Here is a 26011-nt window from a genome sequence, read left to right on the forward strand (position 1 = left end):
CACGGGAGGGTTACATGGCTGGCTGGCATCTTGATACAAAAATGGCGCAGGATATCGTGGCGCGCACCATGCGCATCATTGATACCAATATCAACGTAATGGATGCCCGCGGGCGCATTATTGGCAGCGGCGATCGCGAGCGTATTGGGGAATTGCACGAAGGTGCGCTGCTGGTGCTTTCTCAGGGGCGGGTCGTGGATATCGACGATGCGGTAGCGAAACACCTGCACGGCGTACGTCAGGGCATCAATTTACCGCTGCGTCTTGAAGGCGAAATTGTGGGGGTAATCGGCCTCACCGGCGAACCCGAGTCACTGCGAAAATACGGTGAGCTGGTCTGTATGACGGCTGAGATGATGCTGGAGCAGTCGCGCCTGATGCACCTGCTTGCCCAGGACAGCCGACTGCGTGAAGAGCTGGTGATGAACCTTATTCAGGCGGAAGAGCATACGCCTGCGCTCAGCGAATGGGCGCAGCGTCTGGGGATCGATCTCAACCAGCCGCGCGTGGTGGCGGTGATCGAGGTCGATAGCGGCCAGCTTGGCGTGGACAGCGCGATGGCCGAGCTGCAGCAGCTGCAAAATGCGCTGGCGACGCCGGAGCGCGATAACCTGGTGGCGATCGTTTCTCTGACGGAAATGGTGGTCCTCAAACCCGCGCTCAATGCGTTCGGCCGCTGGGATGCCGACGATCATCGTCGTCGCGTGGAGCAGCTGATCTCCCGAATGGAGGAGAACGGCCAGCTGCGTTTTCGCGTTGCGCTGGGCAACTACTTTACCGGGCCGGGCAGTATCGCCCGCTCCTGGCGTACCGCGCGCACCACCATGATGGTGGGCAAGCAGCGGATGCCGGAGAGCCGCAGCTATTTCTATCAGGATCTGATGCTGCCGGTGCTGCTCGACAGCCTGCGCGGGGGCTGGCAGGCCAATGAGCTGGCGCGGCCATTGGCACGTCTGAAAGCCATGGACAACAACGGCCTGCTGCGCCGGACGCTGCAGGCGTGGTTCCGCCATAACGTGCAGCCGCTGGCGACCTCAAAGGCGCTGTTTATTCACCGCAATACGCTTGAGTATCGGTTAAACCGGATTTCAGAGCTGACGGGGCTGGATCTGGGAAACTTTGACGACAGGCTGCTGCTTTATGTGGCGCTTCAGCTGGACGAACAGAGATGACTGAGTGCGGTCTGGTGCACTTACCCCATCCCTCTCCAACGGGGAGAGGGCGCAAACACTAAAAACGGCAATCAAGGATTGCCGTTTTGCTTTTATTTCCGCGTTAATTTCTCAAGATCCGCTTCAATCTCGCTGATCTTATTTGTTACAACGCTTTCAAGGTGACGCAGGTCGTCAAGGATCTTACGCTTGAGATCGACTTCGGTGCGGTCGCGCTGGCAGATCTGATCGAGTTCATCGATCACATAGCGCAGGTTAGGGCTGATTTCCTGTACTTCTTTGTAGCCCTGTCCTACACCGTCAGCCACAACGGTCTTACGCTGGCGTGGATATTTAAACTTCACGCTTTTGGCGAAAAACTCTCCTTTGTCCTTGTGAAAATAGATTTTCAGAATATCGTTATTGGCTTCCTGACGGAGGCTGTAACGATCAATTTCATCAGGATTGGTAATGCCCAGACTTTTCAGATTATCGTACATAGCGGTACCCTTGATCTCAACATAACCTTTGAATAATTAACGAAAAAATCTATTTTCGCCACCCTCAGATATAAAAAAAGCGGGGTTGCCCCCGCTTTTTGTTATACCCGATTAATCGATGGTGCGCAGCAATTCGTTGATGCCCACTTTACCGCGCGTTTTCGCATCCACTTTCTTCACGATAACCGCACAGTACAGGCTGTATTTGCCATCTTTTGACGGCAGGTTGCCGGAAACCACCACGGAGCCCGCCGGAACGCGACCGTAGTGAACTTCGCCGGTTTCACGGTCGTAAATACGGGTGCTCTGACCGATGTAAACGCCCATGGAGATCACGGAGCCTTCTTCAACGATCACGCCTTCAACCACTTCAGAGCGCGCGCCGATGAAGCAGTTGTCTTCGATAATGGTCGGGTTAGCCTGCAGTGGCTCCAGAACACCACCGATGCCCACGCCGCCGGACAGGTGAACGTTTTTACCGATCTGCGCGCAGGAACCGACGGTCGCCCAGGTGTCGACCATGGTGCCTTCGTCAACGTAGGCACCGATATTCACGTAGGATGGCATCAGCACGGTGTTACGTGCGATGAACGCACCCTGGCGAACCGCCGCAGGCGGTACCACGCGGAAGCCTTCTTTCTGGAAACGCGCTTCGTCGTAGTCAGCGAATTTCATTGGCACTTTATCGAAGTAGCGGCTTTCAGCTCCGTCGATAACCTGGTTATCGTTGATACGGAAAGAGAGCAGCACGGCTTTCTTCAGCCATTGATGAGTGACCCACTGACCGTCGATTTTTTCTGCCACGCGCAGCGCGCCGGAATCCAGAAGGGAAATCACCTGGTTTACCGCTTCACGGGTCACGGTATCCACATTTGCCGGGGTAATCTCGGCGCGACGCTCAAAAGCGGACTCAATAACGTTCTGTAACTGCTGCATTGTTTACTCTTTCCATTTCACTAAAAAACATATCACCCTTTATCGTTTGGATTGAGGGCTGCTGTCAACCGTTGTTGCACTTCAAGCTGCAGGTCATTATTAAGGGCACGCCGGTCCGCTGTCGCGATTATAAATAAATCTTCTACTCGCTCGCCAATCGTTGTAATTCGGGCCCCATGGAGCGAAATTCCCAGATCGGCAAAAACCTGGCCGACGCGAGCAAGCAGCCCCGGCTGGTCGAGCGCGATCAGCTCCAGGAACGATTTACGGTCAGTGTGGGTCGGCAGGAAATTGACCTCGGTATCGACGGTAAAGTGGCGCAATTTCGCCGGCTGGCGACGCGGCTGCGGAGGCTGCCAGCTGCGCTGGGTAATCGCCTGTTCCAGACCAAAACGTATCCCTTCATGCCTGTCCGACGAGAGCGGGCTGCCGTCCGGCTCAAGCACGATAAAGGTGTCCATCGCCATGCCGTCGCGGGTGGTGAAAATCTGCGCGTCATGAACGCTCAGGTTACGCCTGTCCAGCTCGGCGCAGACCGCAGCAAACAGGTAAGGTCGGTCCGGGCTCCAGATGAAAATCTCCGTCCCGCCGCGGGTGGCCTGCGGGCTCAGCAGGATCATCGGCTGGGACAGATCGTGCTTGAGCAGATGCCGCGCGTGCCACGCAAGCTGGTTTGGACTATGGCGGACAAAATAGTTGGCGCGGCAGCGGGCCCAAATCTGATGCAGTGCCTCTTCATCAATATTATCCATCCGCAGCAGCGCCAGCGCCTGGAGCTGGTGATGACGCACGCGTTCGCGCATGTCCGGGGTGTTTTGCATCCCGCGACGAAGCTGTTTTTCGGTGGCGAAGTACAGCTCGCGCAGCAGGCTCTGCTTCCAGCTGTTCCACAGGGTCTCGTTGGTGGCGCAGATATCGGCCACCGTCAGGCAGACCAGATAGCGCAGACGGTTTTCCGTCTGAACCTCTTCAGCGAACTGCTTGATCACTTCCGGATCCTGAATGTCACGACGCTGCGCGGTGACTGACATCAGCAGGTGATGGCGCACCAGCCAGGCCACCAGCTGCGTTTCACGCGAGTTCAGGCCGTGCAGTTCGGCAAATTTCAGCACGTCCTGCGCGCCCAGCACCGAGTGGTCGCCGCCGCGACCTTTGGCGATATCGTGGAACAGGGCGGCAATCAGGATCAGTTCCGGATGGGTCAGGCGCGGCCACAGCTCCACGCAGAGCGGGTGGCGGGAGCGCGTCTCTTCTTTCGCAAAGCTTTCCAGCTTGAGCATCACGCGGATCGTGTGTTCATCCACCGTGTAGGCGTGGAACAGATCGAACTGCATTTGCCCGACAATGTGCGACCACTGCGGCATATAGGCCCACAGCACGCTGTGGCGGTGCATTGGCAGCAGGCCGCGGCTGACGGCGCCCGGGTGGCGGAGCATGCTCAGAAACAGCGAACGCGCTTCCGGGATATAGCACAGCGGCTGCGTCAAATGACGGCGCGCATGGCGCAGATGGCGCAGAGTGGTGGAGTAGATCCCGGTGATGGTGCTGTTGCGCACCATGGTATAGAACATCCGCAGAATCGCTTCCGGCTCGCGGATGAACAGCGTTTCGTCGCGCAGGTCGATAAGCGTGCCGCGCAGCTGGAATTCGTCATCAATCGGGCGCGGTTTTTCGTCCGCCGTCAGGGCCAGTATGGCCTCGTCGAACAGCTGCAATAGCATCTGGTTCAACTCGGTCACCCGGCGGGTGACGCGGAAGAAATCCTTCATCATGTGCTCAACCGGCTCGTTGCCTTCGCCCTGATAATTCAGGCGCTGCGCCACGCTGAGCTGGCGGTCAAACAGCAGGCGGTTATCGTAGCGGGTGACTTCCAGATGCAGGGCAAACCGGATGCGCCACAGCAGGTGCAGGCACTCGTTCAGCTCGTTTCGCTCGGCCTCGGTTAAAAAGCCGAAGCCGACCATCTCGTCCATCGAGGTGGCGCCAAAATGGCGGCGGGCGACCCACTGCAGGGTGTGGATGTCGCGCAGGCCGCCGGGGCTGCTTTTAATATCGGGTTCAAGATTATAGCTGGTGCCGTGGTAGCGCTGGTGGCGCTGATTTTGCTCCTCGACCTTCGCGGCGAAGAACTTTTCTGACGGCCAGAAGCCGTCGCTGAAGATGTGTTTTTGCAGCTCCAGGAACAGAGCGACATCACCAATCAGCAGGCGGGTTTCAATCAGGTTGGTGGCGACGGTTAGGTCCGATAACCCTTCCAGCAGACACTCTTCCAGGGTGCGCACGCTGTGGCCGACTTCCAGCTTTACGTCCCAGAGCAGCGTCAGCAGTTCGCCAATTTTTTGCGCCTGTTCGTCCGGCAGCTTTTTGCGGCTTAAGATCAGCAGATCGATATCGGAAAGCGGATGCAGCTCACCGCGGCCATAGCCCCCGACGGCAACCAGCGCAACGTCGCTGATTTGCCCAAACCCGTAATCGATCCACAGGCGCTGCAGCAGCTGGTCGATAAATTCGGTGCGCGCTTCAATGAGCTGCTCGGCCGACACGCCTGCGTCGAACGCGCTGCCCAGCCAGCGATGGAAAACATCCATATGGGCTTTAATATGCGCGCAGGTCAGCTCGTGCGACGGCCAGACGCCCGGGTTATCGGGCTGGTCGGGGAGGGTGGGAAGTGCTGTGTTAGCATACTGTTCGGGTAAAAGATTACTCATCGTGCGCCACCCATAAGAAAAAGCTATAGCCATTAAAAAAGCCGGCATTTGCCGGCTTTTTTATCATTCATCGTGCGTCAGTATCGCCGGGATGGTGTCATCCTTGCGCAACGTCATAATTTCGCAGCCGTTGTCTGTTACCACAATAGTATGCTCGTACTGCGCAGACAAGCTTCTGTCTTTGGTTTTCACCGTCCAGCCGTCTTTCATGGTACGGATGCGATAGTCACCCGCGTTGACCATCGGCTCAATGGTAAAGGTCATGCCTTTTTGCAGCACCACGCCGCCGTCATCTGCGTCATAGTGCAGGACCTGCGGTTCTTCATGGAAGACGCGACCAATGCCGTGACCGCAGTACTCGCGCACCACGGAGAAACCTTCCGCTTCCACAAACTTCTGGATTGCCGCACCTATGGTACGCAGGCGAATACCCGGTTTAACCATTTTCAGCGCCAGATAGAGGCTCTCTTGCGTCACTTTACACAGACGCTCGCCAAGAATAGTCGGCTTGCCAACGATGAACATTTTTGAGGTGTCACCGTGGTATTCGTCTTTAATGACGGTTACGTCGATGTTGACGATGTCGCCATCTTTCAGCAGTTTTTCATCGTCCGGAATACCGTGACACACCACTTCATTAATAGAGATGCAGACGGATTTCGGAAAACCGTGGTAGCCGAGGCAGGCGGAAACCGCGTGCTGCTCGTTTACGATATAGTCGTTACAGATACGGTCCAGCTCACCGGTGCTGACGCCCGGCTTCACGAACGGCTCGATCATTTCCAGCACTTCCGCGGCCAGACGACCGGCGACGCGCATCTTTTCAATTTCTTCAGGTGTCTTAATAGAGATAGCCATGTAATCTGTCCATCGGTGTCGATTTTTTCGACAATACTAATCTAAGTGTCGTCAATGGTATCAGTCAGGCACGCTCCGTGCCAAATTGAGAATCATTAACAGCACACTCCGCCAACAACTGTTGGTTTCTGGTCGTGTTTTGTGGTATAAAGCGCGCCGGACTTCCGATCCATCTCAGATACACAGGCTGGACGGAAGCGACAAATCTCACTTTGTGTAACAACACACACGTATCGGCACATATTCCGGGGTGCCCTTCGGGGTCGGTAATATGGGATACGTGGAGGCATAACCCCAACTTTCAATATAGAGGTTTTAAACATGGCAACTGTTTCCATGCGCGACATGCTCAAGGCTGGTGTTCACTTTGGTCACCAGACCCGTTACTGGAACCCGAAAATGAAGCCTTTCATCTTCGGCGCACGTAACAAAGTTCACATCATCAACCTTGAGAAAACTGTACCAATGTTCAACGAAGCCCTGGCTGAGCTGAACAAGATCTCTTCCCGTAAAGGTAAGATTCTGTTCGTTGGTACTAAGCGCGCTGCAAGCGAAGCTGTGAAAGATGCTGCTAACAGCTGCGACCAGTTCTTCGTGAACCATCGCTGGTTGGGCGGCATGCTGACCAACTGGAAAACTGTTCGTCAGTCCATCAAACGCCTGAAAGATCTGGAAACCCAGTCTCAGGACGGTACTTTCGACAAGCTGACTAAGAAAGAAGCGCTGATGCGCACTCGTGAACTGGACAAGCTGGAAAACAGCCTGGGCGGTATCAAAGATATGGGCGGCCTGCCAGACGCGCTGTTCGTAATCGATGCAGACCACGAGCACATCGCAATCAAAGAAGCTAACAACCTGGGTATCCCGGTATTCGCTATCGTTGATACCAACTCCGATCCGGACGGTGTTGACTTCGTTATCCCGGGTAACGACGACGCAATCCGTGCTGTTAGCCTGTACCTGAGCGCTGTAGCTGCTACCGTTCGTGAAGGCCGTTCCCAGGATCTGGCTTCTCAGGCGGAAGAAAGCTTCGTAGAAGCTGAATAATAAGGTTTTACCCCTTATTAGTACCGTGTATGAATAGGGGCCCATTACCGGCCCCTTTTTTCAATTTACACTGTTTGGCCCCCGGCCGGGCAGTTCACATCTCCCGAGGATTTAAGAATGGCTGAAATTACCGCATCCCTGGTAAAAGAGCTGCGCGAGCGTACTGGCGCAGGCATGATGGATTGCAAAAAAGCGCTGACTGAAGCGAACGGCGACATCGAGCTGGCAATCGAAAACATGCGTAAATCCGGTGCGATCAAAGCAGCTAAAAAAGCAGGCAACGTTGCTGCTGACGGCGTGATCATCACTAAGATCGACGGCAACTACGGCATCATTCTGGAAGTTAACTGCCAGACTGACTTCGTTGCTAAAGATGGCGGTTTCCAGGCATTTGCTAACAAAGTTCTGGACGCAGCTGTTGCGGGTAAAATCACTGACGTTGAAGTTCTGAAAGCACAGTTCGAAGAAGAACGTGTTGCGCTGGTTGCTAAAATCGGTGAGAACATCAACATTCGTCGCGTATCTTCTCTGGAAGGCGACGTTCTGGGCTCTTACCAGCACGGTGCACGTATCGGTGTTCTGGTTGCGGCTAAAGGCGCTGACGAAGAGCTGGTTAAACAGCTGGCAATGCACATCGCTGCAAGCAAACCAGAATTCGTTAAGCCAGAAGACGTGTCTGCTGAAGTGGTAGAGAAAGAGTACCAGGTTCAGCTGGACATCGCGATGCAGTCTGGTAAGCCAAAAGAAATCGCAGAGAAAATGGTTGAAGGCCGCATGAAGAAATTCACCGGCGAAGTTTCTCTGACTGGCCAGCCATTCGTAATGGACCCAAGCAAGTCTGTTGCTCAGCTGCTGAAAGAGCACAACGCTGACGTAACTGGCTTCATCCGCTTCGAAGTGGGCGAAGGCATCGAGAAAGTTGAGACTGACTTCGCAGCAGAAGTTGCTGCAATGTCCAAGCAGTCTTAATGTTTGAAAAGGAGCCGCCTGAGGGCGGCTTCTTTTTGTCACCCGTCACAGGAAATCAGACAGGCTCCAGTATCGCTGTGCTGATTTGCGGCATATCATGTCGCCAGAATTAACCCCCATCTTAATCGTTGACAGTCTCAGGAAAGAAACATGGCTACCAATGCAAAACCCGTGTACAAACGCATTCTGCTTAAGCTGAGTGGCGAAGCGCTGCAGGGATCGGAAGGCTTCGGTATTGACGCAAGCATCCTTGATCGCATGGCACAGGAAATCAAAGAACTGGTCGAACTGGGTATCCAGGTTGGCGTGGTCATTGGCGGTGGCAACCTTTTCCGTGGTGCTGGTCTGGCGAAAGCGGGGATGAACCGCGTTGTGGGCGACCACATGGGTATGCTGGCAACCGTGATGAATGGCCTGGCGATGCGTGATGCACTGCATCGCGCCTATGTGAACGCCCGCCTGATGTCCGCGATTCCGCTGAATGGCGTATGCGATAATTACAGCTGGGCAGAAGCCATCAGCCTGCTGCGCAACAACCGCGTGGTGATCCTCTCCGCCGGTACGGGTAACCCGTTCTTTACAACCGATTCCGCCGCCTGCCTGCGCGGTATCGAGATCGAAGCCGATGTGGTACTGAAAGCGACCAAAGTAGACGGCGTGTTTACTGCCGACCCGGCAAAAGATCCTTCTGCCACCATGTACGATCAGCTGAGCTACAGCGAAGTGCTGGATAAAGAGCTGAAAGTGATGGATCTTGCCGCCTTCACGCTGGCTCGCGACCACAAACTGCCGATCCGTGTCTTCAACATGAACAAGCCTGGCGCACTGCGTCGCGTGGTCATGGGCGAAAAAGAAGGCACTTTGATCACGGAATAATTTCCGTTGACGATAAATACAGGTAAGATTCCGCTTTATTTTGTAGTGGTATCTTACCCGGGCGCGCCTTTGGCGTTGTCATGAATTAAACGCGACTATACTTAGCACACCTGTAGCGCTGTGCTGGCGGATAGTCTGCCTGAGACAAGTTTTCAAGGATTCGTAACGTGATTAACGACATCAGAAAAGATGCTGAAGTACGCATGGACAAATGCGTAGAAGCGTTCAAAAACCAAATCAGCAAAATCCGTACTGGCCGTGCTTCCCCAAGCCTGCTGGATGGCATCATCGTAGAATATTACGGTACGCCAACCCCTCTGCGCCAGCTGGCGAGCGTGACGGTAGAAGATACCCGTACGCTGAAAATTAACGTCTTCGACCGCTCTATGAGCCCGGCCGTTGAGAAAGCGATTATGGCCTCTGACCTCGGACTGAACCCAAGCTCTGCGGGCGCAGACATCCGTGTTCCACTGCCTCCGCTGACGGAAGAGCGTCGTAAAGATCTGATCAAAGTCGTTCGTGGCGAAGCTGAGCAGGGTCGTGTATCCGTGCGTAACGTACGTCGCGACGCGAACGATAAAGTGAAAGCACTGCTGAAAGAAAAAGAGATCAGCGAAGATGACGATCGTCGTTCTCAGGACGACATTCAGAAAATGACCGACGCGGCCATCAAGAAAATTGATGCGGCGCTGGCAGAAAAAGAAGCGGAACTGATGCAGTTCTGATTTCTGTCGTACACTGATAAACGCCGTTCAGAGGGACTTCAGGTCTTGCTGGCGGCGTTTTGCTTTTATCTGGTCTAACTTTTTTCGGGCATCCCATGAAGCATTTAACACTCCTCGGCTCAACCGGCTCTATCGGTTGCAGCACTCTCGACGTCGTTCGCCATAATCCTGAACTTTACACCGTGACAGCGCTGGTGGCCGGTAAGAATGTGCAGCGAATGGTCGAACAGTGCCTGGAGTTTGCACCCCGCTATGCGGTGATGGATGACGAAGAGAGCGCGCGTCTGCTGAAAGCACAGCTGCGTGAAAAGGGCAGTCTAACCGAGGTGCTGAGCGGCCAGCAGGCGGCTTGCGAGATGGCGGCGCTGGATGAGGTGGATCAGGTCATGGCGGCCATTGTCGGCGCGGCAGGGCTGCTGCCGACGCTTGCCGCGATTGATGCCGGTAAGGATGTTTTGCTGGCCAATAAAGAGTCGCTGGTCACCTGCGGACGCCTGTTTATGGATGCGGTGAAGCAGCGCGGCGCGCGTCTTTTGCCGGTCGACAGCGAGCACAACGCGATTTTTCAGAGTTTACCGCAACCTTTTCAACAGAACCTGGGGTACGCTGACCTGGAGCAGAATGGCGTGGTGTCTATTCTGCTTACCGGGTCTGGTGGCCCGTTCCGTGAAACGCCACTGTCTGAACTGCGTGCGATGACGCCGGATCAGGCGTGCCGTCATCCGAACTGGTCGATGGGGCGTAAAATCTCCGTTGATTCTGCCACCATGATGAACAAAGGTCTGGAATACATTGAAGCACGCTGGCTGTTTAATGCGTCAGCGAAACAGATGGAAGTACTGATTCACCCGCAATCGGTGATTCACTCGATGGTGCGTTATCAGGATGGCAGCGTGCTGGCACAGCTGGGCGAGCCGGACATGCGTACGCCGATTGCCCATTCAATGGCGTGGCCAAATCGAGTGAAATCCGGCGTGAAGCCGCTTGATTTCTGCAAGCTAAGTTCCCTGACGTTCAGTGAACCAGACTACGACCGCTATCCTTGTCTGAAGCTTGCGATGAATGCCTTTGACCAGGGGCAGGCGGCGACGACGGCACTTAATGCAGCCAATGAAATTACCGTTGAGGCATTTCTGAATCAGCAAATTCGTTTTACCGATATCGCGTCGTTAAATTTATCGGTGCTGGAGATGATGGATTTGCGCGAACCACAAAGCGTGGAAGAGGTGCTGGCGGTGGATGCAGCTGCGCGTAATATTGCGCGTCAACAGGTGACACGTCTCGCAAGCTGGTGATAAAGCAAGCACTAGTCGTCGTGCTATTTGTTAGCGTTGGGCTTCAGTGATATAGTCTGCGCCACCTGATCGCAGGTATTTGACTTAATGTGGTCAGGTGAGCCGTGGTTTGACACGGCTTTTTTATGTATAGGCTTCAGTATTCCTGAGTACCGTTAAATCCTTTTCAGGGACAAAAAACGCGTTATGTTGTCTGCGAATCAACCAATAAGCGAAAATTTGCCAGCTCATGGCTGCCGTCATGTAGCAATCATTATGGATGGCAATGGCCGCTGGGCGAAAAGACAAGGGAAGATACGAGCCTTTGGGCATAAAGCGGGGGCGAAATCCGTTCGCCGCGCCGTTTCTTTTGCCGCCAACAACGGCATTGATGCGTTAACGCTCTATGCTTTTAGCAGTGAAAACTGGAATCGACCTCTGCAGGAAGTGACTGCGTTGATGGAATTGTTTGTGTGGGCGCTAGACAGCGAAGTAAAAAGCCTGCACCGCCACAACGTTCGCCTGCGCATCATTGGCGATACCAGTCGTTTTAACTCACGTTTGCAGGAACGGATTCGTAAAGCAGAAGCGCTGACGGAAAATAATACCGGTCTTACGCTGAATATTGCGGCGAATTACGGCGGACGCTGGGATATTATCCAGGGCGTTCGGCATCTGGCCGAACAGGTTCAGGAAGGGCTGTTGAGGCCCGACCAAATTGATGAAGAGGCGCTGAGCAAGCAAATCTGCATGAATGAACAGGCACCTGTGGATTTGGTAATTAGGACAGGGGGGGAACATCGCATAAGTAACTTTTTGATATGGCAAATTGCCTATGCCGAACTTTACTTTACGGATGTTCTTTGGCCCGATTTTGATGAACAAGACTTTGAAGGTGCGCTGCATGCCTTTGCCAATCGAGAGCGTCGTTTCGGCGGCACCGAGCCTGGTGGCGACAAAGCCTGATGGGGGTAGCTTTTGCTGAAGTATCGCCTGATTTCCGCTTTTGTATTAATACCCATTGTCATTGCGGCGCTGTTTTTACTGCCCCCGGTGGGATTCGCTATTGTCACGCTGGTGGTGTGCATGCTCGCCGCGTGGGAATGGGGACAGTTTAGCGGCTTTACCTCGCGCACTCAGCGAGTATGGCTTGCGGTACTTTGTGGCTTTATCCTGGCCATAATGCTGTTTACGTTGCCTGAATATCACCATGATATTCATCAGCCCCTGGTTGCCGGTTCCTTGTGGATATCGTTGGCCTGGTGGGTTGCCGCGCTGTTGCTGGTTCTTTTTTATCCGGGTTCAGCGGCATTATGGCGTAATTCAAAAGTGCTGCGACTGATTTTTGGCTTGCTCACAATTATTCCTTTTTTCTGGGGTATGGTTGCGCTGCGAGCCTGGCACTACGACGAAAACCACTACAGCGGTGCGATCTGGCTGCTTTATGTGATGATTCTGGTCTGGGGGGCTGACTCCGGGGCCTATATGTTTGGTAAACTGTTTGGCAAACATAAGCTGGCACCGAAGGTTTCTCCGGGCAAAACCTGGCAAGGATTCATCGGCGGCCTGTTTACGGCAGCGATCATCTCCTGGGGCTACGGCGTCTGGGCGAATCTTGAAGTGGCACCGTCAATACTGCTGGTGTGCTCGATTTTTGCTGCGCTTGCCTCCGTGCTCGGTGATTTAACCGAAAGTATGTTTAAGCGTGAAGCAGGGATTAAGGACAGTGGACACCTGATTCCAGGGCATGGCGGTATACTGGATCGCATTGATAGCCTGACAGCGGCTGTTCCAGTGTTTGCGTGTTTGCTTTTACTGGTATTCGGGACGATTTAACGGAAGGTTTTATGCTGAGCATTCTCTGGAATCTGGCGGCGTTCATTGTTGCACTGGGTGTACTGATTACCGTGCATGAATTTGGCCATTTCTGGGTTGCTCGCCGCTGTGGCGTGCGCGTAGAGCGGTTTTCCATCGGCTTTGGGAAATCACTCTGGACGCGCACCGACCGCCACGGCACGGAATTTGTCATCGCCCTTATCCCGCTGGGCGGCTACGTCAAAATGCTCGACGAACGCGTCGAGCCTGTCGCTCCTGAGCTGCGACACAGCGCATTCAACAATAAAACCGTTGGACAACGCGCCGCCATCATTGCTGCCGGACCGGTAGCCAACTTCATCTTTGCGATTTTCGCTTACTGGCTGGTGTTTATCATCGGCGTCCCTGGCGTACGTCCGGTGGTGGGTGAAATTGCCCCCAATTCCATCGCGGCGAGTGCGCAAATTACATCCGGGATGGAACTTAAAGCGATTGATGGCATCGAAACCCCTGATTGGGATGCCGTGCGACTGCAGCTGGTAGCTAAAATTGGCGATCCGCAGACCACCATCAGCGTATCGCCGTTTGGTTCAGATACGCGTCAGGACAAAGTACTCGATTTACGTCACTGGCGTTTCGAGCCAGACAAAGAAGATCCCGTCGCTGCGCTGGGCATTCGTCCACGCGGCGCGCAGATCGAGCCGGTATTGGCCGAAGTACAGGCAAATTCGGCGGCGAGCAAAGCGGGTTTGCAAGCGGGCGACAGGATCGTTAAAGTCGATGGTCAACCATTAACAGAGTGGATGACCTTTGTTACTCTGGTGCGCGATAATCCGGGAACGTCTCTCGCGCTAGAAGTTGAAAGGCAGGGCAGTCCGCTTTCGCTGACGCTGATCCCGGATACGAAGTCGGTCGGCAAAAAGGCAGAAGGGTTCGCAGGCGTTGTGCCGAAAGTGATCCCGCTGCCAGATGAGTACAAGACAATACGCCAGTATGGGCCGTTCAGCGCCATCCTTGAAGCCACGGATAAAACATGGCAACTGATGAAGCTGACGGTCAACATGTTGGGGAAATTGATAACCGGTGATGTGAAACTGAACAACCTCAGTGGGCCAATTTCGATTGCTCAGGGGGCTGGGATGTCAGCGGAATTCGGGGTGATTTACTATCTCATGTTCCTCGCGCTCATTAGCGTGAACCTTGGGATAATCAACCTGTTCCCGCTTCCCGTTTTAGACGGGGGTCATCTGCTGTTTTTGGCAATTGAAAAGCTAAAAGGCGGACCGGTATCCGAGCGAGTTCAAGACTTTAGTTATCGCATTGGCTCGATTTTGCTGGTGCTGTTAATGGGGCTTGCACTTTTCAATGATTTCTCTCGGTTGTAAGAGAGTGTTAGGAAGAACGCATAATAACGATGGCGATGAAAAAGTTGCTCATAGCGTCGCTGCTGTTTAGCAGCGCCACCGTATACGGTGCTGACGGGTTCGTAGTGAAAGACATTCATTTCGAAGGCCTCCAGCGTGTCGCCGTTGGTGCGGCCCTCCTCAGTATGCCTGTACGCCCCGGCGATACGGTTAATGATGATGATATCAGTAACACCATCCGTGCTCTGTTTGCCACCGGCAACTTTGAGGACGTCCGCGTCCTGCGCGATGGTGATACGCTGCTGGTACAGGTAAAAGAACGTCCGACGATCGCCAGTATCACTTTCTCCGGTAACAAGTCGGTGAAAGATGACATGCTCAAGCAGAACCTTGAAGCATCCGGTGTTCGTGTGGGTGAGTCCCTGGACCGCACAACCCTTTCAGACATTGAAAAAGGTCTGGAAGACTTCTACTACAGCGTCGGTAAATACAGCGCCAGCGTGAAAGCGGTTGTCACTCCGCTGCCGCGTAACCGTGTTGACCTGAAGCTGGTCTTCCAGGAAGGTGTTTCTGCGAAGATCCAGCAGATCAACATTGTCGGCAACCACGCGTTCAGCACCGACGAACTGATCTCCACCTTCCAGCTGCGCGATGAAGTGCCATGGTGGAACGTGGTAGGCGATCGCAAATACCAGAAACAAAAACTGGCGGGCGACCTTGAAACCCTGCGCAGCTACTATCTCGATCGTGGCTATGCGCGTTTCAACATCGACTCGACTCAGGTTAGTCTGACTCCGGACAAAAAGGGCATCTACATTACGGTTAACATCACCGAAGGCGAGCAGTACAAGCTTTCTGGTGTTGAAGTGAGTGGTAACCTTGCGGGGCATTCTGCTGAAATCGAATCGCTGACCAAAATTCAGCCGGGCGATCTGTACAGCGGTTCCAAAGTAACCAAAATGGAAGACAGCATTAAGAAGCTGCTCGGCCGCTATGGTTATGCCTATCCGCGCGTACAGACTCAGCCGGAAATCAATGACGCGGATAAAACCGTTAAGCTGCACGTGAATGTGGATGCGGGCAACCGTTTCTACGTGCGTAAGATCCGCTTCGTCGGTAACGACACCTCCAAAGATTCCGTTCTGCGTCGCGAAATGCGTCAGATGGAAGGCGCATGGTTGGGAAGCGACCTCGTTGATCAGGGTAAAGAGCGTCTGAACCGTCTGGGCTATTTTGAAACGGTGGATACCGATACCCAGCGCGTACCGGGCAGCCCGGATCAGGTTGATGTCGTATATAAAGTGAAAGAGCGCAACACCGGTAGCTTTAACTTCGGTGTGGGCTACGGTACTGAAAGCGGCGTCAGCTTCCAGGTCGGCGTGCAGCAGGATAACTGGCTGGGTACGGGTTACTCTGTCGGTATTAACGGCACCAAAAACGACTATCAGACCTACTCTGAGTTCTCTGTGACGAACCCATACTTCACCGTAGACGGTGTGAGCCTGGGCGGTCGTATCTTCTATAACGACTTTAAAGCAGACGACGCGGATCTGTCTTCATACACCAACAAGAGTTACGGTGTAGACGGTACGCTTGGCTTCCCGGTTAACGAATACAACACCCTGCGTGCAGGCTTGGGCTACGTGCATAACGACCTGTCCAACATGCAACCGCAGGTGGCAATGTGGCGTTACCTGGACTCTATTGGTCAGTCGGCAAGTAAGTCCAGTGATAATAACGGTTTCGCTGCGGATGACTTCACCTTTAACTACGGCTGGACCTATAACCGCCTTGACCGTGGTTACTTCCCAACGGAAGGTTCTCGCGTCAACCTGAACGGTAAAGTTACCGTGCCGGGTTCCGATAACGAGTTCTACAAGGTCACGCTGGATACCGCATCCTACTTCCCGATTGATGACGATCATAAGTGGGTAGTCCTGGGTCGTACCCGTTGGGGCTATGGAGATGGTCTGGGTGGCAAAGAAATGCCATTCTACGAAAACTTCTATGCGGGTGGTTCCAGCACCGTTCGTGGCTTCCAGTCCAATAACATTGGTCCGAAAGCGGTCTACTACGGCGGGAACGACAAAGACAACTGTTATAAGTCTTCCTCCTCCGAAGTCTGTAGCTCTGATGATGCGGTGGGCGGTAACGCAATGGCGGTGGCCAGTCTGGAGTTCATCACACCAACGCCGTTTATCAGTGATAAATACGCGAACTCTGTCCGTACGTCCTTCTTCTGGGATGCCGGTACGGTATGGGATACCAACTGGCAGAATACAGCCCAGATGCGTGCGGCAGGCGTTCCAGATTATAGCGATCCGAGCAATATTCGCATGTCTGCCGGTATCGCATTACAATGGATGTCACCGCTGGGGCCGTTGGTCTTCTCTTACGCCCAGCCGTTTAAGAAATATGATGGAGATAAGTCGGAGCAATTCCAGTTTAACATTGGTAAAACCTGGTAATAATCCGCAGCAAAGGAATGCGTTGGCAGTGTAGCGCTGACAACTGGCGATCGGAAAACGGTCGCCTTGCCACGCAAAGAACGGTACCTTCTGGTGCCAATGGGATGGTAAGGAGTTAATTGTGAAAAAGTGGTTATTAGCTGCAGGTCTCGGTTTAGCGATGGCAACTTCTGCTCAGGCAGCAGACAAAATTGCAATCGTCAACATGGGTAATTTGTTCCAGCAGGTTGCACAGAAAACGGGTGTTTCTGCGACTCTGGAAAACGAATTCAAAGGCCGTGCAAGCGAACTGCAGGGTATGGAAAACGATCTTCAGTCCAAAATGCAGCGTCTGCAGCGTGATGGTTCTACCATGAAAGCAAGCGAGCGCAGCAAACTGGAAAAAGACGTAATGGCTCAGCGTCAGACATTCTCCCAGAAAGCTCAGGCTTTCGAGCAGGATCGTCAGCGTCGTTCTAACGAAGAACGCGGCAAGCTGGTGACTCGCATTCAGACTGCTGTTAAAGCAGTAGCTGCCGATCAGAGCATCGATCTGGTTGTTGATGCGAACGCCGTCGCTTTCAACAGCAAAGATGTTAAAGACATCACCGCTGATGTTCTGAAACAGGTTAAATAAGTAATGCCTTCAATTCGACTGGCTGATTTAGCTCAGCAGTTGGATGCAGAATTACACGGTGATGGCGATCTCGTCATCACCGCTGTTGCGTCCATGCAATCTGCTAAAGCTGGCACGATTACCTTCATGGTAAGCCCTAAGTACCGTGAGCAACTGGCTCAATGCCAGGCGTCAGCTGTTGTTCTGACGCAGGACGATCTTCCATTTGCCACTGTAAGCGCGCTGGTAGTGAAAAACCCCTACCTGACGTATGCACGCATGGCTCAAATTCTTGATACCACGCCGCAGCCGGCCCAGAACATTGCTGCCAGCGCAGCGATTGATCCGACGGCTAAGCTGGGTAACAACGTCGCCGTTGGCGCGAATGCGGTTATCGAATCAGGCGTTGTACTGGGCGATAACGCCGTCATTGGCCCGGGCTGCTTCGTTGGGAAAAATACGAAAATCGGCGCCGGGACCCGTTTATGGGCCAACGTGTCCGTTTATCATGACGTTGAAATTGGCGAAAATTGCCTCGTCCAGTCCAGCACCGTCATTGGTTCTGATGGCTTTGGTTACGCTAACGATCGCGGTAACTGGGTTAAGATCCCGCAGCTTGGTCGCGTTATTATTGGCGATCGCGTAGAGATCGGCGCCTGTACCACCATTGACCGTGGCGCGCTTGACGACACGATCATTGGCAATGGTGTTATCATCGATAACCAGTGCCAGATTGCGCATAACGTTGTGATTGGCGACAATACCGCGGTTGCGGGTGGCGTCATTATGGCAGGCAGCCTGAAAATTGGCCGTTATTGCATGATTGGCGGCGCGAGCGTGATTAATGGCCATATGGAAATATGCGACAAGGTGACTGTGACGGGAATGGGCATGGTAATGCGTCCTATCACTGAACCTGGCGTGTATTCCTCAGGTATTCCGCTACAACCCAACAAGGTATGGCGTAAAACAGCAGCTCTGGTGATGAACATTGATGATATGAGCAAGCGCCTCAAGTCTCTTGAGCGTAAGATCGATCAACAAGATTAAGCGTCATCCGTTGAACGCTATTTTTCCCGGCCTGTCGGCTTTCTAATAAACCGGCAGGCCGTGTTATTATTGTTATCAGTACATTTTGACAGGAAGAGTATTTTGACTACTGACACTCATACTCTGCATATTGAAGAGATTTTAGAACTTCTGCCGCACCGCTACCCGTTTCTGCTGGTAGACCGTGTGCTGGATTTTGAAGAAGGTCGTTTTCTGCGCGCAGTGAAAAATGTTTCCGTGAACGAGCCGTTCTTCCAGGGGCACTTCCCTGGTAAGCCTATCTTCCCGGGTGTGTTGATTCTGGAAGCGATGGCTCAGGCTACCGGTATTCTGGCGTTTAAAAGCGTCGGCAAACTGGAGCCAGGTGAGCTGTATTACTTCGCGGGTATTGATGAAGCGCGCTTTAAGCGCCCTGTCGTGCCTGGTGATCAGATGATCATGGAAGTCACTTTTGAAAAAACGCGTCGTGGCCTGACTCGCTTCAAAGGCGTAGCGCTGGTTGACGGCAAAGTTGTTTGCGAAGCGACGATGATGTGTGCTCGTAGCCGGGAGTCCTGATACGTGATTGATAAATCCGCCTTTATTCATCCTACCGCTATTGTGGAAACCGGTGCCATCATTGGCGCTAACGTCCACATTGGCCCGTTTTGTATTGTTGGACCCCATGTCGAAATTGGTGAGGGTACAGTACTGAAATCTCACGTTGTCGTGAATGGTCACACGACCATTGGCTGCAATAACGAGATCTATCAGTTCGCTTCCATCGGCGAAGTTAACCAGGATCTGAAATATGCTGGTGAGTCGACCCGTCTGGAAATTGGCGATCGTAACCGTATTCGCGAAAGCGTCACTATTCATCGTGGAACAGTACAGGGTGGTGGGTTGACGAAGGTGGGCAGCGATAACCTGTTTATGGTTAATGCGCATATCGCGCACGACTGTACCGTGGGTGACCGCTGTATTCTTGCCAACAACGCAACGCTGGCAGGACACGTATCGGTTGATGACTTCGCAATTATTGGCGGCATGACCGCAGTCCATCAGTTCTGCATCATTGGTGCGCACGTGATGGTAGGCGGATGCTCCGGTGTGGCGCAGGACGTTCCACCGTATGTGATTGCGCAGGGCAACCATGCCACGCCGTTTGGCGTGAACATCGAAGGCCTCAAGCGTCGTGGTTTTAGTCGCGAAGCGATTACTGCGATCCGCAACGCGTACAAACTGCTGTACCGTAGCGGTAAAACGCTGGAAGAGGCGAAGCCGGAAATTGCCGAGCTGGCGAATAAGCACCCGGAAGTGAACGCGTTCATGGAATTCTTTGACCGTTCAACAAGGGGTCTGATTCGTTAATGGTCGACAGTCGTCCGCTTACGATAGCCCTGGTCGCCGGAGAAACCTCCGGCGATATTCTTGGTGCCGGTCTCATCCGCGCGCTTAAGGCGCGTGTACCCAATGCTCGCTTTGTCGGCGTTGCTGGTCCGCTAATGCAGGCCGAAGGCTGTGAAGCCTGGTATGAAATGGAAGAGCTCGCCGTGATGGGCATCGTTGAGGTGCTGGGACGGCTACGCCGTTTGCTGCACATCCGCGCCGATCTCACCCGTCGTTTTACCGAACTCAAACCCGATGTGTTTGTCGGTATCGATGCGCCTGATTTCAACATTACCCTCGAAGGGAATCTGAAAAAGCAGGGTATCAAAACGATTCACTACGTCAGTCCGTCCGTCTGGGCGTGGCGACAGAAACGCGTTTTCAAAATCGGACGGTCCACCAACCTGGTGCTGGCTTTCCTGCCTTTCGAAAAAGCGTTTTACGACAGATTTAATGTTCCGTGCCGTTTTATCGGTCATACCATGGCGGATGCGATGCCATTGGAACCGGATAAAAACGCGGCGCGCGACGCGCTGGGCATCCCGCATGATGTGCACTGTCTGGCCTTACTGCCAGGTAGCCGTGGCGCAGAAGTTGAGATGCTGAGCGCTGATTTCCTCAAAACTGCGCAAATTCTTCGCCAGACCTATCCGGATCTTGAAGTGGTTGTTCCGCTGGTAAATGCCAAACGCCGCGATCAGTTTGAGCGCATCAAAGCGGAAGTCGCCCCGGATCTTCACGTCCGTCTTCTGGACGGGAAAGGGCGGGAAGCGATGTATGCGAGCGATGCCGCGCTGCTGGCCTCCGGTACGGCGGCGCTGGAATGTATGCTGGCGAAATGCCCTATGGTGGTCGGCTATCGCATGAAGCCGTTCACTTTCTGGCTGGCAAAGCGTCTTGTTAAAACGGATTATGTCTCCCTGCCAAACCTGCTTGCCGGGCGCGAGCTGGTGAAAGAGCTGTTGCAGGACGAGTGCCAGCCGCAGGCGCTTGCCGATGCACTGCTGCCGCTGCTCGCCAACGGCAAGACCAGCCACCAGATGCACGATACCTTCCGCGAACTGCATCAACTGATCCGCTGTAATGCTGATGAGCAAGCGGCTGATGCGGTGCTGGAGCTAGCAAAATGATGGAATTTGTTTATCCTCACACTCGCCTTGTGGCGGGCGTGGACGAAGTGGGTCGCGGCCCGTTGGTCGGGGCAGTGGTGACCGCCGCGGTGATCCTCGATCCGGATCGCCCGATTATCGGGCTGAACGACTCTAAAAAATTGTCAGAAAAGCGCCGTCTGGCGCTGTTTAGTGAGATTCAGGAGAAGGCGCTGGCCTGGAGCCTGGGCCGCGCTGAACCGCATGAAATAGACGAGCTGAATATTTTGCATGCCACGATGCTGGCGATGCAGCGTGCGGTAGCAGGTCTGAAAATTTCCCCGGAATATGTCCTGATTGACGGCAACCGCTGTCCGGCATTGCCCATGCCATCAATGGCGGTCGTTAAAGGCGATAGCCGGGTCGCAGAAATTAGCGCAGCTTCTATCATTGCCAAAGTGACGCGCGACGCCGAAATGGCCGCGCTGGACCTCACTTATCCTCAGTATGGTTTCGCCCAGCATAAGGGGTATTCCACACCTTTCCATCTGGAAAGGCTGGCTGAACATGGCGCAACCGAACATCACCGGCGCAGTTTTGGCCCGGTGAAGCGCGCGCTGGGACGGGTGTCCTGAATCAATACGCAAGCAATTAAGTAACGCGGAATCTGAAGATGGCTGAACCACGTTTCGTACACCTGCGGGTGCATAGCGACTACTCCATGATCGATGGGCTGGCGAAGACCGGGCCGCTGGTAAAAAAGGCGGCCTCCCTTGGCATGCCCGCGCTGGCGATCACCGATTTTACCAACCTGTGTGGCCTGGTGAAGTTCTACGGAACGGCGCACGGCGCGGGGATGAAGCCCATCGTCGGCGCAGATTTTCACGTGCAAAGCGATCTCATCGGCGATGAAATGACGCAAATCTCCGTGCTGGCGATGAACAACACGGGCTATCAAAACCTTACGCTGCTGATCTCAAAAGCCTATCAGCGCGGCTATGGCGCGCTGGGGCCGTGGATCGACCGTGACTGGCTGGCTGAACTGAACGAAGGGCTGCTGCTGATCTCGGGTGGCCGTATGGGTGACGTCGGCAAATGTCTGCTGCGCGGCAATAGCGCGCTGGTGGATCAATGCGTCTCGTTCTATGAAGAATATTTCCCGAATCGTTATTACCTGGAGTTGATCCGTACCGGCCGTCAGGATGAAGAGAGCTATCTTCATGCCGCGGTGGCGCTCGCAGAGGAGCGCGGTTTGCCCGTGGTGGCCACCAACGACGTGCGGTTCCTTGAGGCGGGTGATTTCGACGCGCATGAGATTCGCGTGGCGATCCACGACGGCTTCACGCTCGACGATCCGAAGCGGCCGCGTAATTACTCCGCGCAACAGTACATGCGCAGCGAGGAGGAGATGTGTGAGCTCTTCTCCGATATCCCCGAAGCGCTGGAAAACAGCGTAGAGATTGCCAAGCGCTGCAACGTCACCGTTCGCCTCGGCGAATACTTCCTGCCGCAGTTCCCGACGGGTGACATGACCACGGAAGATTTCCTGGTCGCGAAATCAAAAGAAGGCCTGGAAGAGCGTCTGGAATTCCTGTTCCCGGATGAAGAAGAGCGTAAAAAGCGTCGCCCTGAATATGACGAACGCCTGGACATTGAACTCCAGGTAATCAACCAGATGGGCTTCCCGGGCTACTTCCTGATCGTTATGGAGTTCATCCAGTGGTCGAAGGATAACGGCGTGCCGGTTGGACCGGGCCGTGGCTCCGGTGCAGGCTCGCTTGTGGCCTATGCGCTTAAAATTACCGACCTCGATCCGCTGGAGTTCGACCTGCTGTTCGAACGTTTCCTTAACCCGGAACGTGTTTCCATGCCCGACTTTGACGTCGACTTCTGCATGGAGAAACGCGACCAGGTGATCGAACATGTCGCCGATATGTACGGCCGTGATGCGGTATCGCAGATTATTACGTTCGGTACGATGGCGGCGAAAGCGGTTATCCGTGACGTCGGCCGCGTGCTGGGCCACCCGTACGGGTTTGTCGATCGTATTTCTAAGCTGGTGCCGCCCGATCCGGGCATGACGCTGGCAAAAGCGTTTGAAGCCGAACCTCAGCTGCCGGAAATCTACGAAGCTGACGAAGAGGTCAAAGCGCTGATCGACATGGCGCGCAAGCTGGAAGGCGTCACGCGTAACGCCGGTAAGCATGCGGGGGGCGTGGTTATCGCCCCAACTAAAATTACGGATTTTGCACCGCTTTACTGTGACGAAGCGGGCCAACACCCGGTAACCCAGTTTGACAAGAACGACGTGGAATACGCCGGGCTGGTGAAGTTCGACTTCCTGGGCCTGCGTACGTTGACCATCATCAACTGGGCGCTGGAGATGATTAACGCCCGCCGCGAGAAGAACGGCGAACCGCCGCTGGATATCGCGGCCATCCCGCTGGATGACAAGAAAAGTTTCGATATGCTGCAGCGCTCGGAGACCACCGCCGTCTTCCAGCTTGAATCCCGCGGCATGAAAGACCTGATTAAACGTCTGCAGCCCGACTGCTTCGAAGATATGATCGCACTGGTCGCCCTGTTCCGTCCGGGCCCGCTGCAGTCAGGGATGGTAGATAACTTTATTGACCGTAAGCACGGTCGCGAAGAGATTTCTTACCCGGACGTTCAGTGGCAGCATGAAAGCCTGAAGCCGGTGCTGGAGCCCACCTACGGCATTATCCTGTATCAGGAACAGGTCATGCAGATTGCTCAGGTGCTTTCCGGCTATACGCTCGGCGGCGCGGACATGCTGCGTCGTGCGATGGGTAAGAAAAAGCCGGAAGAGATGGCTAAGCAGCGTTCCATCTTTGAAGACGGGGCGAAGAAAAACGGCGTTGACGGCGAGCTGGCGATGAAAATCTTCGACCTGGTGGAGAAATTCGCCGGGTACGGGTTTAACAAATCCCACTCCGCCGCCTATGCTTTGGTGTCGTATCAAACGCTGTGGCTGAAAGCGCACTATCCTGCTGAATTTATGGCGGCGGTAATGACGGCCGATATGGACAACACCGAGAAGGTGGTTGGCCTGGTGGACGAGTGCTGGCGCATGGGGCTGAAGATCCTGCCGCCGGATATTAACTCAGGGCTTTACCACTTCCACGTCAACGACGACGGAGAGATCGTTTACGGGATCGGCGCGATCAAAGGCGTGGGCGAAGGTCCGATCGAGGCGATCATCGAAGCGCGTAACAACGGCGGGTATTTCCGCGAGCTGTTCGATCTTTGCGCTCGTACCGACACCAAAAAACTGAACCGTCGCGTGCTGGAAAAACTGATCATGTCCGGCGCGTTTGACAGACTCGGGCCGCATCGCGCCGCGCTGATGAATTCCCTCGGCGACGCGCTGAAAGCGGCGGATCAGCATGCAAAAGCGGAAGCCATTGGTCAGGCGGATATGTTCGGGGTGCTGGCGGAAGAGCCAGAGCAGATCGAGCAATCTTATTCCAACTGCCAGCCGTGGCCAGAACAGGTAGTACTGGATGGGGAGCGTGAGACGTTAGGCTTGTACCTGACGGGGCACCCGATCAACCAGTACATCAAAGAAATTGAGCGCTATGTCGGCGGCCACAGGCTTAAAGACATGCATCCGACAGAACGTGGTAAAATCACCACGGCTGCGGGGCTCGTGATTGCCGCAAGGGTTATGGTCACCAAGCGCGGCAATCGTATCGGCATCTGTACGCTGGATGACCGTTCCGGGCGTCTGGAGGTGATGTTGTTCACCGACGCGCTGGATAAATACCAGCAATTGCTGGAAAAAGACCGCATACTTATCGTCAGCGGACAGGTCAGCTTTGATGACTTCAGTGGGGGGCTTAAAATGACCGCCCGCGAAGTGATGGACATTGACGAAGCCCGGGAAAAATATGCTCGCGGGCTTGCTATCTCGCTGACGGACAGGCAAATTGATGACCAGCTTTTAAACCGACTCCGTCAGTCTCTGGAACCCCACCGCTCGGGGACAATTCCAGTACATCTCTACTATCAGAGGGCGGATGCACGCGCGCGGTTGCGCTTTGGTGCAACGTGGCGTGTCTCTCCGAGCGATCGTTTACTGAACGATCTCCGTGGCCTCATTGGTTCGGAGCAGGTGGAACTGGAGTTTGACTAATACAGGAATACTATGAGTCTGAATTTCCTTGATTTCGAACAGCCGATTGCTGAGCTGGAAGCGAAAATCGATTCTCTGACAGCGGTAAGCCGTCAGGATGAAAAACTGGATATTAACATCGACGAAGAAGTGCATCGTCTGCGCGAGAAAAGCGTAGAGCTGACGCGCAAAATCTTTGCCGATCTCGGCGCATGGCAGGTGGCCCAGCTGGCTCGCCATCCACAGCGTCCGTACACCCTGGATTATGTCCGCCTGGCGTTTGACGAATTTGACGAACTGGCAGGCGATCGCGCATACGCTGACGATAAAGCTATCGTTGGCGGTATCGCGCGTCTGGACGGACGCCCGGTGATGATCATTGGTCATCAGAAAGGTCGTGAAACCAAAGAGAAAATCCGTCGTAACTTCGGTATGCCAGCACCAGAAGGCTACCGTAAAGCCCTGCGTCTGATGGAGATGGCTGAGCGTTTCAACATGCCAATCATCACCTTCATCGACACCCCGGGTGCATACCCTGGCGTGGGCGCGGAAGAGCGCGGTCAGTCTGAAGCTATCGCGCGCAACCTGCGCGAGATGTCCCGTCTGAAGGTACCGGTCATCTGTACCGTTATCGGTGAGGGTGGTTCCGGCGGTGCGCTGGCGATTGGCGTGGGCGATAAAGTGAATATGCTGCAGTACAGCACCTATTCCGTTATCTCTCCGGAAGGCTGCGCATCCATTCTGTGGAAAAGCGCCGACAAAGCGCCGCTGGCTGCGGAAGCAATGGGCATCATTGCGCCACGCCTGAAAGAGCTTAAGCTGATCGACTCCATCATCCCGGAACCACTGGGTGGTGCACATCGTAAGCCGGAAGTGATGGCAGCGTCCCTGAAAGCGCAGCTGCTGGCTGACCTGGCAGACCTGGACGTGCTGAGCAAAGACGATCTGCTCAACCGTCGTTACCAGCGTCTGATGACCTACGGTTACGCGTAAGCTTCACAATTATCTGAAAAGCCGCACACTGTTGCGGCTTTTTTTATACCTGCGGTTTAGCCGGACTATGCTTAGCTAATGTTTTTTAAGG

At 54.2% G+C, this 26011-nt stretch carries 22 protein-coding genes; 18 read left to right on the forward strand and 4 right to left on the reverse strand.

The window, feature by feature from the left end; all coding sequences use genetic code 11:
- The first annotated feature begins 14 nt into the window (after nt 1-14).
- Entirely contained in the window at nt 15-1172 is a 1158-nt protein-coding gene (cdaR, locus tag WM95_RS04355; RefSeq protein ID WP_023310452.1) for a DNA-binding transcriptional regulator CdaR, read from the forward strand.
- A gap of 92 nt (nt 1173-1264) precedes the next feature.
- Here cdaR and WM95_RS04360 read toward each other — a convergent pair whose 3' ends face one another.
- From WM95_RS04360 to map, 4 genes are all read right to left on the reverse strand, one after another.
- Nucleotides 1265-1651 (reverse strand): DUF3461 family protein, encoded by a 387-nt coding sequence (locus WM95_RS04360; protein ID WP_014168696.1) that lies wholly within the window; start codon nt 1649-1651, stop codon nt 1265-1267.
- Between the two features lie 111 nt (nt 1652-1762).
- Complete coding sequence (gene dapD, locus WM95_RS04365; RefSeq protein WP_008501915.1) at nt 1763-2587, reverse strand: 2,3,4,5-tetrahydropyridine-2,6-dicarboxylate N-succinyltransferase; 825 nt, start codon at nt 2585-2587, stop codon at nt 1763-1765.
- 32 nt (nt 2588-2619) lie between these two features.
- Nucleotides 2620-5295 (reverse strand): bifunctional uridylyltransferase/uridylyl-removing protein GlnD, encoded by a 2676-nt coding sequence (gene glnD, locus WM95_RS04370; protein ID WP_029741204.1) that lies wholly within the window; start codon nt 5293-5295, stop codon nt 2620-2622.
- 63 nt (nt 5296-5358) lie between these two features.
- Nucleotides 5359-6153 (reverse strand): type I methionyl aminopeptidase, encoded by a 795-nt coding sequence (gene map, locus WM95_RS04375; protein ID WP_023310454.1) that lies wholly within the window; start codon nt 6151-6153, stop codon nt 5359-5361.
- Between the two features lie 321 nt (nt 6154-6474).
- On the opposite strand from map, the gene rpsB reads away from it, so the two are divergent.
- The 17 genes from rpsB (at nt 6475) to accA (ending at nt 25920) form a co-directional block, all read left to right on the forward strand.
- A complete protein-coding gene (gene rpsB / locus WM95_RS04380; RefSeq protein ID WP_003856207.1) occupies nt 6475-7200 on the forward strand; it encodes a 30S ribosomal protein S2 in 726 nt (241 codons plus the stop codon).
- A gap of 117 nt (nt 7201-7317) precedes the next feature.
- Complete coding sequence (gene tsf, locus WM95_RS04385; RefSeq protein WP_014882627.1) at nt 7318-8169, forward strand: translation elongation factor Ts; 852 nt, start codon at nt 7318-7320, stop codon at nt 8167-8169.
- Nucleotides 8170-8319: 150 nt separating this feature from the next.
- Nucleotides 8320-9045 carry a UMP kinase gene (gene pyrH, locus WM95_RS04390; protein WP_008501910.1) on the forward strand — a complete coding sequence of 242 codons (726 nt, stop codon included), beginning with the start codon at nt 8320-8322 and terminating at the stop codon, nt 9043-9045.
- Nucleotides 9046-9212: 167 nt separating this feature from the next.
- Nucleotides 9213-9770, forward strand: coding sequence for a ribosome recycling factor (frr, locus tag WM95_RS04395; protein WP_003856180.1), 558 nt, complete (start codon nt 9213-9215; stop codon nt 9768-9770).
- Between the two features lie 95 nt (nt 9771-9865).
- The gene (gene ispC / locus WM95_RS04400) at nt 9866-11065 is read left to right on the forward strand and encodes a 1-deoxy-D-xylulose-5-phosphate reductoisomerase (protein ID WP_059445821.1); all 1200 of its coding nucleotides are present in this window, start codon (nt 9866-9868) and stop codon (nt 11063-11065) included.
- A 186-nt stretch (nt 11066-11251) separates the two neighbouring features.
- Nucleotides 11252-12010: a (2E,6E)-farnesyl-diphosphate-specific ditrans,polycis-undecaprenyl-diphosphate synthase gene (gene ispU / locus WM95_RS04405; protein WP_024907522.1), complete on the forward strand. Its 759-nt coding sequence runs from the start codon at nt 11252-11254 to the stop codon at nt 12008-12010.
- Between the two features lie 12 nt (nt 12011-12022).
- Nucleotides 12023-12880, forward strand: coding sequence for a phosphatidate cytidylyltransferase (gene cdsA, locus WM95_RS04410; protein ID WP_023310457.1), 858 nt, complete (start codon nt 12023-12025; stop codon nt 12878-12880).
- 11 nt (nt 12881-12891) lie between these two features.
- Nucleotides 12892-14244 carry a sigma E protease regulator RseP gene (gene rseP, locus WM95_RS04415; protein ID WP_023310458.1) on the forward strand — a complete coding sequence of 451 codons (1353 nt, stop codon included), beginning with the start codon at nt 12892-12894 and terminating at the stop codon, nt 14242-14244.
- Nucleotides 14245-14273: 29 nt separating this feature from the next.
- The gene (gene bamA / locus WM95_RS04420) at nt 14274-16691 is read left to right on the forward strand and encodes an outer membrane protein assembly factor BamA (protein ID WP_023310459.1); all 2418 of its coding nucleotides are present in this window, start codon (nt 14274-14276) and stop codon (nt 16689-16691) included.
- Between the two features lie 121 nt (nt 16692-16812).
- Entirely contained in the window at nt 16813-17307 is a 495-nt protein-coding gene (gene skp, locus WM95_RS04425; protein ID WP_023310460.1) for a molecular chaperone Skp, read from the forward strand.
- A 3-nt stretch (nt 17308-17310) separates the two neighbouring features.
- A complete protein-coding gene (gene lpxD / locus WM95_RS04430) occupies nt 17311-18336 on the forward strand; it encodes a UDP-3-O-(3-hydroxymyristoyl)glucosamine N-acyltransferase (protein WP_045355193.1) in 1026 nt (341 codons plus the stop codon).
- A gap of 102 nt (nt 18337-18438) precedes the next feature.
- Complete coding sequence (fabZ, locus tag WM95_RS04435) at nt 18439-18894, forward strand: 3-hydroxyacyl-ACP dehydratase FabZ (RefSeq protein ID WP_010426706.1); 456 nt, start codon at nt 18439-18441, stop codon at nt 18892-18894.
- A 3-nt stretch (nt 18895-18897) separates the two neighbouring features.
- Nucleotides 18898-19686, forward strand: a complete 789-nt coding sequence (gene lpxA / locus WM95_RS04440; protein WP_023310462.1) for an acyl-ACP--UDP-N-acetylglucosamine O-acyltransferase — start codon at nt 18898-18900, stop codon at nt 19684-19686.
- Nucleotides 19686-20834: a lipid-A-disaccharide synthase gene (lpxB, locus tag WM95_RS04445; RefSeq protein ID WP_059445823.1), complete on the forward strand. Its 1149-nt coding sequence runs from the start codon at nt 19686-19688 to the stop codon at nt 20832-20834. Before lpxA ends, lpxB begins: the two co-directional genes overlap by 1 nt.
- Nucleotides 20831-21427: a ribonuclease HII gene (gene rnhB, locus WM95_RS04450; RefSeq protein ID WP_063409305.1), complete on the forward strand. Its 597-nt coding sequence runs from the start codon at nt 20831-20833 to the stop codon at nt 21425-21427. The genes lpxB and rnhB overlap by 4 nt, the downstream gene beginning before the upstream one ends.
- Before the next feature lie 38 nt (nt 21428-21465).
- Nucleotides 21466-24948, forward strand: coding sequence for a DNA polymerase III subunit alpha (gene dnaE, locus WM95_RS04455; RefSeq protein WP_045355195.1), 3483 nt, complete (start codon nt 21466-21468; stop codon nt 24946-24948).
- Nucleotides 24949-24960: 12 nt separating this feature from the next.
- Entirely contained in the window at nt 24961-25920 is a 960-nt protein-coding gene (gene accA, locus WM95_RS04460) for an acetyl-CoA carboxylase carboxyl transferase subunit alpha (RefSeq protein ID WP_023310466.1), read from the forward strand.
- The last annotated feature ends 91 nt before the right edge of the window (nt 25921-26011 follow it).

Origin of the sequence: Enterobacter cloacae complex sp. ECNIH7 (genome assembly GCF_002208095.1) — a bacterium.
Taxonomy (GTDB): Bacteria; Pseudomonadota; Gammaproteobacteria; order Enterobacterales; family Enterobacteriaceae; genus Enterobacter; species Enterobacter cloacae_M.